Raw genomic sequence first — 13,115 nt, 5'->3', positions numbered from 1 at the left:
CCGCCGCCCTGCCCGTGACGACCAGCCACGCTTGTCCGAGCCGGCCGTGCAAAATCCGCGCGGTGGCCCGGCGCCGAAGATTATCCACAAGGAGTCGAAAGCTGACCGCTTCCCGACACCCGAGCAGTTGGATCAACTGCCAGGCCGTCCTCGTGGTGAAAAACCAGCGCTGCTGACCCGCAACCGCTGAGTTTTCGGCAGTAAATAAAACGCCCCGACTCGTCGGGGCGTTTTTGCATCTGGCGGTCAGCTTATTGAGCTTTCACCTCGCCGGCCTTGTGAAACAATTTTGCGAAGATCATCCAGCGGCCGTCTACTTTCATCAGGTTCAAGTAATCAACCATCACATTATTGAACAAGCGCAAACGCACTTTAACGATGGCCATTTCTTCAGACATCACATCAATCATCAGCACTTCATCGAGTTGCGGAAAACCGCCCTCTTGCGGCGACTGACGGCCTTGGACCATGGCCCGGTATTCATCAAACGGGCGCACCACAACGGTCGAATTTTGCGCGCTGTATAACACGCAGCCGCGATGAAAAACCTGGTCGAACTGGTTCAAATCCTGACTTTGCAGCACATTGAAATAGTCTTTCAGAAACGCTTGAATCTCATCAATCATGATCAGCAACTCCTCATATTTCAGCAAGGTAATGTTTAAAGTAATAAACGGTTGCTGATTATCGGTAGCCTGCTCATTGCCGGTATAGCGGCTATTATTAAGCCTTTACGTGAAAGGAATTCACCTATTGAAGCTCCCTCCACTCGCCGCACTGCGTGCCTTCGAGGCGCTGGCCCGGCTGGGTAAGGTGAACCTGGCCGCCATCGAGCTGCACGTCACCCACAGCGCAGTCAGCCATCAGATTCGCTCACTTGAAGAGTATCTGGACATTGCGCTGGTAATGCGGAGCGGGCGCGCCTTGGTGCTGACGGATGAGGGCCGCATTTATGCCTACCAGATCAGGCAGGCCCTGGGCGAGATCGCCGGGGTCACGGAGAAATTCCTGGCGAAAACCAGGCACCCGCAACTGACCCTGTCGGTGCTGCCCTCTTTTGCAATGTATTGGTTGTTGCCGCGCTTGCACGCCTTCACCAGCGCGCACCCGCAGCTGCGGCTGAAAGTGGAGTCAACCATGGAGTTCGCCAGCTTCGAGGCAGGCCTGGTCGATTGCGCGATCCGCTTCGGTCATGGCCAGTGGCCCGACGTGCATTGCGAAACGCTGATGAATGACTCATTGCTGGTCGTCGCCGCTCCCGGCTTCAACAACGGCACGCTGCCGGCGACCGCACAAGCCATCCTCGAACAGCCGCTGCTGCATGCCAGCGAAAGCTGGCCGACGTGGCTCAGCGCAGCAGGCGTGGAGGCGCAACGCCCTCAAGCCTCGCTGGAATTCACTGACTCCACGCTAATGCTTGAAGCCGTCAGGCTCGGGCATGGCGTTGCCCTGACCCGCCGATCGATCGCACATTCGCTGATTCAGCGCGCAGAGCTGGTCAAACTGACCACCATCGAGCCGACCCATTCATCACGCTACTATCTGGTCTGGCCTGCCGGCAGTAAACGTTCGGCGCAATTAACCGCGCTGCACAACTGGCTTAAAGACCAAGTGATTGCCTACCAGGCAGACCTGTAAACAACCAGACAGCAAAACGCCGACCCTGAGGTCGGCGTTTGAGCGTTGAAACAGCGAAACAATTACTTCTGTTTTACGCCTTCCAGCGAGATGTCCAGGTCCGCAGTCTGGGAAGTCGGGCCTGGGCCTTTGATGCCGAAGTCGTTCAGGTTAAGCGTGGTTTTGGCGTTGAAGCCAGCACGTTCGCCGCCCCATGGGTCCTTGCCTTCGCCGTTGAATGTGGCCTTGAAGGTCACAGGCTTGGTCACGCCGTGGAAGGTCAGGTCGCCGGTCACGTCAGCGGTTTTCTCGCCGGTGGATTTAACCGAGGTCGATACGAACTTGGCATCGGCGAACTTGGCAACGTCGAGGAAATCTTTGCTGGCGATGTGCTTGTCACGCTCTGCGTGGTTGGACCACAGGCTGGCGGTTTTCACGTCGACCGCGATTTTGCTGGCTTCAGGCTTGGCGGCATCCCAGCTGAACGTACCATCCCAGTCCCTGAAGGTGCCGTGGATGAAGCTGTAGCCCAGGTGGCTGATTTTCCAGTCGATGAAGGCGTGTTGGCCTTCCTTGTCGATCTTGTAGTCAGCAGCCATCACCTGGCCTGCGGACAGCAGGGCGGTACCGATTGCCAGAGCGGCGAGGGTCTTTTTCAACATGTTGTCTATTCCTTGTGAGTCGAGGTTGAACATCAGGCTTTGCGCCCCAGCATTCGCGTCAGGGTCACATCACGATCGATAAAGTGGTGTTTCAACGCAGCCACGCCGTGCAAGCCGGCAAAGACCACCAACACCCAGGCCAGGTACAGGTGCACCAGGCCAGCGTTGTCTGCCTGGTCCGGTAGCCCGGAAACCAGCGCAGGAATATCAAACAGGCCAAACACCGGAATACCGACACCGTCTGCGGTGGAAATCAGGTAACCGGCGATCATCACGGCAAACAGCCCGAGATACAGGAACGCGTGGCCAAACGCGGCACCGATGCGGGTCATGCGGCTGTAACTGGCGAGCGGCGGTGGCGGCGGGCTGATCAGGCGCCAGACAATCCGCACCAGCATGATCGCGAACAGCGTGATGCCAATGCTTTTGTGCAGGTCGGGCGCGTCTTTGCGCCAGGCGCTGTAATAGTCGAGGCCGACCATCCACAAGCCCAGTGCGAACAAACCGAACACCACCAGGGCCACGCCCCAGTGCAAAACCATACTGACCCAGCCATACCGAGCCGGTGAGTTACGTAGCTGCATGTACTTAATCCCGTAAGAGCTGCGCCCAAGACTAGCGATTTACCTATCGAATTAAAGCGGAAAATTTCGCTTTGAAATATCGAGAAATACGATCTGGAGCCTAGGCACGATAAGTTAACGACGGATTAAGGACTATTCCTAAGAAACGTGACAGTCCGTCCTGTGTTTACTGCGAATTCATCGGTAATGGGTTGTGACACAGTCGTCCATTGCATAGGCTTGCGCGATTGTTTCGCCTGCGCCCGCCGCAGGACCGCTTCGAGGAGATAACCGATGGGCTTGAACGACCAGTGGATGCAACGCGACCTCGCCGTGCTGTGGCATCCCTGCACCCAGATGAAAGACCACCAGCAACTGCCGCTGATCCCCATCAAGCGCGGTGAAGGCGTATGGCTGGAAGACTTCGAAGGCAAGCGCTACCTCGACGCCGTGAGTTCCTGGTGGGTCAACGTGTTTGGCCACGCCAACCCGCGCATCAACCAGCGCATCAAGGACCAGGTCGACCAGCTGGAACACGTGATCCTCGCCGGTTTCAGCCACCAGCCGGTGATCGAGCTGTCCGAGCGCCTGGTCAAGATGACACCCGCAGGCCTGACCCGCTGCTTCTACGCCGACAACGGCTCTTCGTGCATCGAAGTCGCGCTGAAGATGAGCTTCCACTACTGGCTCAACCGCGGCCTGCCAGACAAAAAGCGCTTCGTCACCCTGACCAACAGCTACCACGGCGAAACCATCGCCGCGATGTCGGTGGGCGACGTGCCGTTGTTTACCGAAACCTATAAGGCGCTGCTGCTGGACACCCTCAAGGTGCCGAGCCCGGATTGCTACCTGCGTCCCGACGGCATGAGCTGGGAAGAACACTCGCGCAACATGTTCCTGGCCATGGAGCAAACCCTTGCCGAGCACCACGACACGGTCGCCGCGGTGATCGTCGAGCCGCTGATCCAGGGCGCCGGCGGCATGCGCATGTACCACCCGGTGTACCTCAAGCTGCTGCGCGAGGCCTGCGACCGCTACGGCGTGCACCTGATCCACGACGAAATCGCCGTGGGCTTTGGCCGCACCGGCAGCATGTTCGCCTGCGAACAGGCCGGTATCCGCCCGGACTTCCTGTGCCTGTCCAAGGCCCTCACCGGCGGCTACCTGCCGTTGGCCGCCGTGGTCACCACCGACGATGTCTACGACGCCTTCTACGACGACTACCCGACCCTGCGCGCGTTCCTGCATTCCCACAGCTACACCGGCAACCCGCTGGCGTGCGCGGCGGCCCTGGCGACCCTGGATATTTTCGAAGAAGACAACGTCATCGAAAACAACAAGGCCCTGGCCCAGCGCATGGCCACGGCCACCGCGCACCTGGTAGATCACCCTCATGTGTCGGAAGTGCGCCAGACCGGCATGGTACTGGCCATCGAAATGGTCCAGGACAAAGCCACCAAAACCGCCTACCCATGGCAGGAACGCCGTGGCCTGAAGGTGTTCGAGCACGCCCTGGAACGCGGCGCGCTGTTGCGGCCATTGGGCAGCGTGGTGTATTTCCTGCCGCCCTACGTGATTACGCCGGAGCAGATCGACTTTCTGGCTGAAGTGGCCAGCGAAGGCATCGATATCGCCACCCACAGCAAGGTCAGCGTTGCCGTGTCAAAGGACTTCCACCCAGGCTTTCGCGATCCGGGTTGATCGCGCCTCTAAACATTTTCCAGAGAACAGAAATGAGACTGTCCCGCTTTTTCACCGACACCCCGCTGAGCCTCGGCGACATTGAGCTGCCGGAGGCCCAGGCGCACTACATCAGCCGCGTGCTGCGCATGGTCGAGGGCGACGCCGTGCAACTGTTCGACGGCTCGGGCCAGGAGTTCCTTGGCAGCTTGCTGGAGGTCGGTAAAAAACGCGTCAGCGTGCAACTGACGGAAAGCTTCGCCGGCCAGACCGAATCCCCGCTGCACATCCACCTCGGCCAGGGCTTGTCCCGTGGCGAGCGCATGGACTGGGCGATCCAGAAAGCCACCGAACTGGGCGTCAACGCCATCACGCCGATTTTCAGCGACCGCTGCGAAGTGCGCCTGAAAGACGAACGCGCCGACAAACGCCTGCAGCACTGGCGCCAGGTGGCGATCAGCGCCTGCGAGCAATGCGGGCGTTCGACCGTGCCGGTCATCCACCCGCCGCTGCTGCTGGCGGACTGGTTGAAACAGGCCGAGGCGGATTTGAAGCTGGTGCTGCACCCGGTGGCCGAACCGATGGTCAGCCACACCAAGCCTGCGAGCCTGGCGTTCCTGATCGGGCCTGAAGGTGGGTTGACCGACAACGAAGTCGAAACCGCCCAAGGCGCCGGCTTCCACGCCGCCCGCCTCGGCCCGCGCGTGCTGCGCACCGAAACAGCGCCGGTAGTGGCGCTGGCCGTCGCCCAACAACTCTGGGGCGACTTCTAACCGGCTTTGCACACCAATCAAAATGCGGGAGGGGACTTGCCCCCTCCCACATTTGACCGAGTTGGTTGCTAGAGCACGTAATGCATGATCGCCACGAAGTGCAGCAAGCTGCCGCCGATCACGAACAAATGCCAGATCCCATGGGAATGCCGCAGGCGATCCTCCAGGGCAAAAAAGATGATGCCGACGGTGTACAGCACCCCGCCCGACGCCAGCCAGACAAACCCCGCCGTACCCAGCGCGGCAAGCAGCGGCTTGACCGCCACCAGCACGATCCAGCCCATCACCGCGTAGATCACGATCGACAGGATGCGCGCCTCGGAGCGCGGCTTGATCTCCTGCAGGATGCCGATCACCGCCAGCCCCCACACGATCCCGAACAGCGTCCAGCCCCACGGCCCTCTGAGGGTCACCAGGCAGAACGGCGTATAGCTGCCAGCAATCAGCAGGTAGATCGAAAAGTGATCGACCTTCTGCATGATCTCTTTTCGCCGCCCGCGCACGCTGTGGTACACCGTGGACGCGCTGTACAACACCATCAAGGTAACGCCGTAGATCGCCACGCTGACAATCTTCCAGGGGCTGCCGTCCAGGCTCGCCACCACCAACATCCATACCGCGCCAATACAGGCCGCAACCGCCCCGAGCAAATGGCTCCAGGCGTTGAATCGTTCCCCGTGATACATGTGTTACCGACCTCCTGTAGCCGCTGGAACTGGCTGGCAAGCGTCCAGCCTTGCGCATAAGAGTGCAAGCACCTTATGACGTTCCGAGGACGCCGCCGGGTTTTGCGGGCACAATCGGACGCATTCGAACAAGAGCCACGGCCATGCTGATCGACGAAGAATTCACCCTCAAGAAACTGGAAATCTTCCTGGCGTTCATGCGCACCGGCAACCTGGCCCGCGCCGCTGCCGAGCTGCAAACCAGCAACGTCAGCGTGCACCGCGCCATCCACTCCCTGGAAAACGCGCTGCGCTGCCCGCTGTTCAAACACGAAGGGCGCAACCTCACCCCGCTGGAAAGCGCCTACGTCCTCGAAGAGCGCGCGCAAAAACTGGTCGCCGACGTGGTCGATAGCGTGCGCCTCACCCGCGAAGCCGCAGGCTTCTCGGCCGAGCGCTTCAAGCTTGGCTCGCTGTATTCGCTGACGGTCAAGACCGTGCCGCAACTGATCATGGGCCTGAAAATCCGGCGCAGCGAACTGAATATCGACCTGATCCTGGGCTCCAACTTCGACTTGCTCTACAAGCTCAAGAACATGGAAGTCGACGCGATCCTGATCTCCCTCGACGAGCACGCCAACGACCCCGACTGCGAACAGATCGCGCTGTTTTCCGACGACATCTTCCTCGCCACCCCGGCCGATTCACCCTTGGACCGCGAGCGCGAAATCGACCTCGCCGACGTGCGTGACGCGACCTTCATCACCCTGACCCAAGGCTTCGCCACCCACCAGGATGGCAACCGCGTGTTCAAGCAGGCCGGGTTCGAGCCGAAAGTGGCGATGCAGGTGAATGACATCTTCACGCTGCTGAGCATGGTCAGTTCGGGGGTGGGTTATGCGCTGTTGCCGGGGCGGATTGCGGCGGTGTACGAGAACCGCGTCAAGCTGATACCGCTGCAACCCCGGTACCGGTTGCAGCAGCATATTGGCGTGGTATTCCTGAAGGCCAAGGAGCGCGATCCGAACTTGCTGGCGTTGCTGGCGGAGTGTCGGATGTATGCCAACCGGCAGGCTTGAGACCGCCATCGCAGGCAAGCCAGCTCCCACAGTTGACTGTATTCACACATCAAAATGTGGGAGCGGGCTTGCCCGCGATGAGGCCCTCAAAACCAACAGCAATCAGCCGACTAAACCGCGCACAATGAAGTACAGCAGTGAAGGCCCAAGCAAACACCCAAGCCCGGTATGGAAGGTCGCCGTCAACGCGCCATACGGCACCAAGCGCCGATCCGTCGCCGCCAGCCCCGCCGTCACGCCGCTCACGGTGCCGGCCAACCCACCAAACACCATCGCCGAACGCGGGTTATCCAAGCCCATCCAACGCGCCGCCACGGGCGTGCCGACCATCACCAGAATCGCCTTGATCAGCCCAGTCGCAATCGACAGCGCCATCACATCCGAGGTCGCGCCAATCGCAGCACCGGTCACCGGCCCGACGATGTACGTCACGGCACCGGCACCAATGGTGGTCATGCTGACCGCATCGCAATAACCAAACGCCCAGGCCATGCTCGCGCCGACAATAAACGGCAGGATCGTGCCCAGCAGCAAGGCAATCACCCCGATCATCCCGGCCTTGCGCGCTTCAGTAGCTTGCACCTCGAACGCGGTGGCGACGATGGCGAAGTCACGCAACATCGCGCCGCCCATCAAACCAATGCCGGAGAACAGCGCCAGGTCCGCCAGGCCTTTTTGCCCGCCGGTAAGGGTGCCGCCGACCCAGGCGAGTACGAGGCCGATCACGATGGCAATCGCCGAGCCGTGGATGCGCCCGAAGGTCAGGCGCTTGGACAGCACCACGGAAATCCACATCACCACGCCGACGAACGCAAACGCGGTGACCAGGCCGTTATGTTCCAAGCCTTTTTCGATGAGGTCCCACATATCAGCGGCCTCCCACGGCAGGTGTCGGCGTGATCAGCGGCTCTTCATCGGGCAACGGTTCGCCCTTGTGCGTGCGGCTGATCAAGGCGATGGTGCAACCACACACCACCACAGAGCCAACCGCCGCCAGCACCGCGACCGGGCCGCCGTGCAGGGCGGTGACCACGTTTTGCTGCGCGGCCATGGCGACGACCACGGGGATGTACATGGCGCCCCAAAAGCCCACGCCCATTTCGCAGTCCTTGGTCATGCCGCCGCGTTTTTGCATCCACAGGCGCGCGCAGATCAGCAGGATCATCGCGATGCCCACCCCGCCCACGTTGGATTTGACGCCGAGCAACACGCCGAGCATGTCGCCCATGATCACGCCCGCGAGCGTGCAGATCGCCAGCAATGCCACACCGTAAATAATCATTGTTGTTGTCCTCAAAGTGCTCGATCGAAATTGTTGTTTTTGTGCTTCGAAAGCCTTGGGTGGTGCTTTATCGGTGGCGGCGCTCCTCCTCTTCCAGCAGGGCCTGCAAGGTATCCAGGCGCGCGCCTTCGCAGGCGATCACCGTGCCTTGTTCGAATACGCGGCGCGACAGGCCAGTGAGCACGGCGCCCGGGGGCAGTTCGATTTGCAGGCGCACGCCGCGCTCGTAGGCGCTTTGCACGGTGCCACGCCAGTCGACGATGCGGCACATGTTGAAGGCCAGGTCGTCGCGCAGCTGTTCCGGGGTGTAAATCGGCCGCGCGCGGGTGCTGCTCAGGTAGGTGATGCGCGGCGTTTTCAGGGTCACAAATGCCTGCGCCAATACCTGAGCGGGTTCGTCCAGCAGCGCGCAATGCGACGGCACGCTGACAGCCAGGCGCTTGGCGACGCCGTTGCCTTTGATGCGCTCGGCGACCCGCTTCATCGCCTCGTCACTGCCGGCGATCACGCTCTGGTTGTCGGCGTTGATATTGGCCAGGTACACCGGGGTTTGCGGGCTGTGAATTGCAGCGAGCACTTTTTCCACGGTGGATAACTCCGGGCCGATGATCGCGGTCATGCCGTAGCCTTGTGGATAAGCGTTTTGCATCAGTTCGCCGCGCAGGCACACCAGTTTCAGCGCATCGGCAAAGTCCAAAGCTCCGGCAATGACCGCTGCCGGATAGGCTCCAATGGACAGGCCTGCCACGTAGTCAGGCGTGTGTTGCAGCTGTCGCGCATAGGCCACGCCGGTGATCAGCAGGCAGAGCTGCACGGCGCGGGTGCTGGCCAGGGCCTGCGCCGAATCGAGCGGGCGCACGTTTTCGCCCAAGACGTCGCTGGCTTCATCCAGGATGTCGGCAGGCAGCGCTTGAAGCATGCCCGCACGCTGCGCGCCCTGCCCCGGAAACACCAGCAGGCTGCTCATGCCACCGCCTGCCAGGGGTCGAGCACAAGGTGCGCGCCGCTGACGGTTTTCAGGAGCACGCGGCGTGAACCACTGGCCCATTCGCGCAAGGCGACGCCGCCAAAAGGGGTTTGCAGTTGCAGGTCCACGGCACACGGCGCGGTGTCGAGCATCGCCAGCAGGTCCTCGGCATCGCTGCGTTCAAGGCGCTTGGGTGTGCGCAGAATCAAATCCAGATCGCTTTGGGCGTGCAGAGCTGCGAGGCCGGTCGCCAACTCAAAACCGGCGCTGCCGGTAACGCCCCAGGCCTGCTGCGCCAACACCGGGCGCAGTTGGGTGAGCGCCTGCAACGCCGGCAAATCCCGTGCTGAGATCACGCCACGCAAAGCCTCCGGGATCACGCGCCGCTGCACCGCCGCCAGCGGCATCTCGGCGGCAAAACGCTGTTCACGCAACGGCCCGCGCACGCCGACCGCCACATGACCTGCCTGGGCAATCGCCCGCCGCACCACCACCGGGTGGCCGGCGCTGAGCGCGGTGAGCACCCAGGCCGGCGCATCGGCGGGCAGGTGCGCCGGGGTCATGCCCCAGAGCAAGTCGTGGGCGTTCACCATTGCTCCCGCAGCAACTGGCGTACATGGCTGGAGGCAGCGCGATTGGTCGCGCCCAGGCGGCCGCTCAAATCGCAACCGTCGATACCCTTGATCGCGCTGACCAGACAATCGCTGACCCGCGCCACATCATCCGCCGTGGGCTGTTCGATCTGGCTGACCGACAAGGTCTCCCAGAGCAAACCCAGGCTGGCATAACTGTCGATGTCATAGGCCATCGGCGGCACGCTGGCCGCCAGGGCTTCCAGCTCTTCGACGCTGCGCAGGGTCACCCGCGCCGCCGAGGCCTTGCCCATGGCGTGCACCATCACGCCGGGGTCGCGCAGGGCGATCAGGCGGTTGGCCTGGTAACCATGGGCGAGAAACGCACCGGACATGGCCTTGCCCACCAGCAGCGCGATCACCGGGTGCCCGGCCAAACGCGCGCGGGCATAGCTGTCGGCGGCGGCGGCCAGGGCCTGGTGGATGCCGAGGGCTTCTTCGCGACGGCCATAGGCTTGGCTCGGCACGTCAACGATGGCGATGATCGGGCGTTTGTCGCCTGTGGCGATGGCGTCGTCTACCGCCTTGGCCAAGCCCCAGCCTTCCAGCAGGCCGACTTCGCCGTTGCGGGCACGCGGGAAGCGATTGTGTGGGTCGGTGACCACGGCGATGAAGCGCACCTTCTGCTCAGCCAATACCCCATCGGCGACTTTCAGCGAGGCCGGCAAGCCTTCGACAGGCGCTGCACCCGCGCTCAATGCGTTAAACCACTGCAAACCTCTCATGAGCGTTCTCCCTGATACAGCGCGCGAACCGTCGCCGGGTCGATTTGCGACGTGGCATCCAGCTCGGCCAGGCGCGCCAGGTAGAAATCGGCCTGGCGGCTGCGTTGCTGCGCGGGCAGACCTTGTTGCAACAGCGCGCTGACCGTCTGCTGGACCTGCGCCACATCGTCCGCCACATAGCGGTCGGCCAAGCCGCTGTTAAAGCGCTGCTCGCCGCCGGTGAGGCTCCAGATAAACGGCCGGTCGCGGGAATCGTATTCGTCCAGCCCGGCTTCCTGCTCGATCACTTGCGGGCCATTGAGGCCCAACCGCGCTTCGCGGGTGACGACCAGATAGCTGCACAGCCCGGCAGCGATGGACATGCCGCCAAAGCAGCCGACGCTGCCGGCCACCACACCGATCACCGGCTGGTACTGGCGCAGGTCGACAATCGCCGCGTGAATATCGGCAATCGCCGCCAGGCCCAGGTTGGCTTCCTGCAGGCGCACCCCGCCGGTTTCCAGCAGCAGCACGGCGCACGTTGGAATACCTTTGCGGTTGTCTTCAGCCGCCAGCTCCAGGGCGCCGGCGATTTTTGCGCCGCCGACCTCCCCCAGGCTGCCGCCCTGGAAGTTACCTTCGATAGCCGCCACCACCACGGGCTTGCCGGCGATGCTGCCCTTGGCGATCACCACGCCGTCATCGGCCTGGGGCACCACGCCTTGGCGGCTGAGCCAGGGCGACATGACGCGCTGGAACGGGTCGATCAATTCACGATAAGCACCGGCGTCCAGCAAGGCCTTGGCCCGCTGCCGGGCACCGAGTTCGACAAAGCTGTGTTTGCTCAGCAAGTCAGTCATGGCCGATCTCCTCGAAACCTTGCTCCAGGCGCAAGCGCACCACGCCGGGGGTGGCGCCGAAATCGTGGATATCAATCTTCAGCGCCGGTGGCGTCTGCTCCTGGAACATGCGTGCGAACAGGTGCTGCCAGCGTTGCTCGGCGCCATTCACCGAGGTCTGCACCTGGATGGTCAGCGTGCCGGGCGTGCCCGGTTCCAGCAGCACTTCCAGGTCGCCCGAGCCAACACAACCGACCAGCGCACGGCCTTTGGGCGGCTGCCCGGCGGGGAATTCAAAGGATAAGGTTTCCATCACAGCGCTCCGTCGAGGCGGTCGATAAACAGGCAGGCGGCCAACAGGTCGGCGGCGCCGCCGGGCGAGGCATTCAGGGCCAGCAGTTGCTGGTCGAGCGCGTGCAGTTGGCGGCGACCGCCGAGGGTTGCGCTGCCGCCCGCCTCCAGCACGGCCTGGGCACCGCGTTGCATGGCGTGCAGGCCTTCGGTGCCGGCGCGGTAGAGCACGCAGGTGTCGGCGAGGTCGGTCATGATGGCGAGCAAGGCGTCCAGGCGCGCGTTCTGTTCACCGGCGTTTTGCGCACGGCTTTTGTGCAGTTGCGGCAGGCCGCGTTGCATCACCGATGGGAAGCCCAGTTGCGCCTCTTCACGGGCACCGCGGGCGCCGTAGCGTTGGGCGACTTGGGCACCGTGGCTCAGCGGTTGCGGCGCGTAGCGGTCGTTGAGCAGCGCCAGTCTGGCGGCGGTCAGCGTTATGGCGCGGGGTTCCATGGCGGCGGCGGCGGTGAGCAAACCGAGGGCCCAGATCGCGCCGCGGTGGGTATTCACGCCACGGGTGGTGATGAGCATCGCTTGCTCGCCTTCACGGCCGATACGCCCGAGGGCTTCACGCAGTGGCAAGCCCACTTCGCCGATTTCAATCGCGGCTTCCGCCATTTCCTTGAACATTGGCCACAACGACAACGCCGAGGCGTGCATCAGGCCCAGGTGCAAGTCGCTGTGGGCGCCACTGCCACGACGGTCGACCAAGGCGGGTTTGGGTGACAGGTCCGCCTCATCGATCAGCGCATCGACGGCCATGTCCGCCAGCCGGTCGGCGAGGCTCAGTTCATGCAGTTTGAGGGCGCGCATTTACCAGCTCCTGAATTTGGCGGGCGGGTTGTACAGGCCACCGGACCAGTCCACCAGGTCGGCCACGCTTTTGGCGGCCAGCAACTCACGGGTGGCGTCGGTACGGCGGATGCCCAAGTCTTCGGGCAAGGCGATCAGGCCTTCGCGGCGCATGCGCGCGGTGTCCTTGGGGTTGTGGCGCATGCCGATGGCGGTGACACCGGCGACGGCGGCGATCATGGCCTGACGCTCTTGCAGGGAGCGCGCCTTGTACAGGTAGGCGATGCCTTCCTCGGTGAGCAGGTGGGTCACGTCGTCGCCGTAAATCATGATCGGCGCGAGCGGCATGCCGCTTTTACGTGCGACTTCCACTGCGTCGAGGGTGTCGACGAAGGTCGGTTTGCCGCCTTCCTGGAAGGTCTCGACCATTTGCACCACGAGTTTTTTACCGCGTTCGAGCAAGGCCTCCGGCGCGTCGTCGTGGCGCATGTCCAGCCAGGCCGGGGTGCCGTGGCGGCGGCCGCGCG

General features: G+C 62.6%; 18 protein-coding genes. 5 read left to right on the top strand and 13 right to left on the bottom strand.

Annotated features, from left to right (window positions below):
- Positions 1-190: hypothetical protein (locus WBR57_RS13375; RefSeq protein WP_424084218.1), on the top strand; the 190-nt coding region annotated here is incomplete at its 5' end.
- A 61-nt stretch (positions 191-251) separates the two neighbouring features.
- Here the strand turns inward: WBR57_RS13375 and WBR57_RS13370 are convergent.
- Positions 252-626 carry a nuclear transport factor 2 family protein gene (locus tag WBR57_RS13370; protein WP_424084217.1) on the bottom strand — a complete coding sequence of 125 codons (375 nt, stop codon included), beginning with the start codon at positions 624-626 and terminating at the stop codon, positions 252-254.
- Positions 627-753: 127 nt separating this feature from the next.
- Between WBR57_RS13370 and WBR57_RS13365 the strand changes: the two genes are divergently transcribed.
- A complete protein-coding gene (locus WBR57_RS13365) occupies positions 754-1,638 on the top strand; it encodes a LysR substrate-binding domain-containing protein (RefSeq protein WP_424084216.1) in 885 nt (294 codons plus the stop codon).
- Between the two features lie 62 nt (positions 1,639-1,700).
- On the opposite strand, the gene WBR57_RS13360 is transcribed toward WBR57_RS13365, so the two are convergent.
- Both WBR57_RS13360 and WBR57_RS13355 read right to left on the bottom strand, forming a co-directional pair.
- The gene (locus tag WBR57_RS13360) at positions 1,701-2,279 is read right to left on the bottom strand and encodes a YceI family protein (protein WP_424084215.1); all 579 of its coding nucleotides are present in this window, start codon (positions 2,277-2,279) and stop codon (positions 1,701-1,703) included.
- Between the two features lie 32 nt (positions 2,280-2,311).
- Entirely contained in the window at positions 2,312-2,863 is a 552-nt protein-coding gene (locus WBR57_RS13355; RefSeq protein WP_424084214.1) for a cytochrome b, read from the bottom strand.
- A gap of 273 nt (positions 2,864-3,136) precedes the next feature.
- On the opposite strand from WBR57_RS13355, the gene WBR57_RS13350 reads away from it, so the two are divergent.
- Both WBR57_RS13350 and WBR57_RS13345 read left to right on the top strand, forming a co-directional pair.
- Complete coding sequence (locus WBR57_RS13350; protein WP_424084213.1) at positions 3,137-4,543, top strand: adenosylmethionine--8-amino-7-oxononanoate transaminase; 1,407 nt, start codon at positions 3,137-3,139, stop codon at positions 4,541-4,543.
- Between the two features lie 32 nt (positions 4,544-4,575).
- The gene (locus WBR57_RS13345; protein WP_424084212.1) at positions 4,576-5,295 is read left to right on the top strand and encodes a 16S rRNA (uracil(1498)-N(3))-methyltransferase; all 720 of its coding nucleotides are present in this window, start codon (positions 4,576-4,578) and stop codon (positions 5,293-5,295) included.
- Between the two features lie 68 nt (positions 5,296-5,363).
- Here the strand turns inward: WBR57_RS13345 and trhA are convergent, their stop codons facing one another.
- Complete coding sequence (gene trhA, locus WBR57_RS13340) at positions 5,364-5,981, bottom strand: PAQR family membrane homeostasis protein TrhA (protein ID WP_424084211.1); 618 nt, start codon at positions 5,979-5,981, stop codon at positions 5,364-5,366.
- Between the two features lie 143 nt (positions 5,982-6,124).
- On the opposite strand from trhA, the gene WBR57_RS13335 reads away from it, so the two are divergent.
- A complete protein-coding gene (locus WBR57_RS13335) occupies positions 6,125-7,039 on the top strand; it encodes a LysR family transcriptional regulator (RefSeq protein WP_424084210.1) in 915 nt (304 codons plus the stop codon).
- 102 nt (positions 7,040-7,141) lie between these two features.
- Here the strand turns inward: WBR57_RS13335 and madM are convergent, their stop codons facing one another.
- From madM to WBR57_RS13290, 9 genes are all read right to left on the bottom strand, one after another.
- A complete protein-coding gene (madM, locus tag WBR57_RS13330; protein ID WP_424084209.1) occupies positions 7,142-7,906 on the bottom strand; it encodes a malonate transporter subunit MadM in 765 nt (254 codons plus the stop codon).
- Position 7,907: 1 nt separating this feature from the next.
- Positions 7,908-8,321 carry a malonate transporter subunit MadL gene (madL, locus tag WBR57_RS13325; RefSeq protein WP_424084208.1) on the bottom strand — a complete coding sequence of 138 codons (414 nt, stop codon included), beginning with the start codon at positions 8,319-8,321 and terminating at the stop codon, positions 7,908-7,910.
- Positions 8,322-8,388: 67 nt separating this feature from the next.
- Entirely contained in the window at positions 8,389-9,288 is a 900-nt protein-coding gene (gene mdcH, locus WBR57_RS13320) for a malonate decarboxylase subunit epsilon (RefSeq protein WP_424084207.1), read from the bottom strand.
- Positions 9,285-9,881: a malonate decarboxylase holo-ACP synthase gene (locus tag WBR57_RS13315; protein WP_424084206.1), complete on the bottom strand. Its 597-nt coding sequence runs from the start codon at positions 9,879-9,881 to the stop codon at positions 9,285-9,287. Before WBR57_RS13315 ends, mdcH begins: the two co-directional genes overlap by 4 nt.
- Positions 9,875-10,645, bottom strand: a complete 771-nt coding sequence (mdcE, locus tag WBR57_RS13310; RefSeq protein WP_424084205.1) for a biotin-independent malonate decarboxylase subunit gamma — start codon at positions 10,643-10,645, stop codon at positions 9,875-9,877. Before mdcE ends, WBR57_RS13315 begins: the two co-directional genes overlap by 7 nt.
- Positions 10,642-11,484, bottom strand: coding sequence for a biotin-independent malonate decarboxylase subunit beta (locus tag WBR57_RS13305; protein ID WP_424084204.1), 843 nt, complete (start codon positions 11,482-11,484; stop codon positions 10,642-10,644). The genes mdcE and WBR57_RS13305 overlap by 4 nt, the downstream gene beginning before the upstream one ends.
- Positions 11,477-11,776, bottom strand: coding sequence for a malonate decarboxylase subunit delta (locus tag WBR57_RS13300; RefSeq protein ID WP_424084203.1), 300 nt, complete (start codon positions 11,774-11,776; stop codon positions 11,477-11,479). The genes WBR57_RS13305 and WBR57_RS13300 overlap by 8 nt, the downstream gene beginning before the upstream one ends.
- Complete coding sequence (locus tag WBR57_RS13295; protein ID WP_424084202.1) at positions 11,776-12,609, bottom strand: triphosphoribosyl-dephospho-CoA synthase; 834 nt, start codon at positions 12,607-12,609, stop codon at positions 11,776-11,778. The genes WBR57_RS13300 and WBR57_RS13295 overlap by 1 nt, the downstream gene beginning before the upstream one ends.
- On the bottom strand, positions 12,610-13,115 hold a 506-nt coding region (locus tag WBR57_RS13290), incomplete at its 5' end, for a malonate decarboxylase subunit alpha (protein ID WP_424084201.1).

Source organism: Pseudomonas sp. (genome assembly GCF_049590575.1).
In the GTDB taxonomy this organism is placed as follows: domain Bacteria; phylum Pseudomonadota; class Gammaproteobacteria; order Pseudomonadales; family Pseudomonadaceae; genus Aquipseudomonas.
The sequence above is the reverse complement of the archived record's forward strand: the minus strand, read 5'-3'. Positions and strand labels throughout refer to the sequence as shown.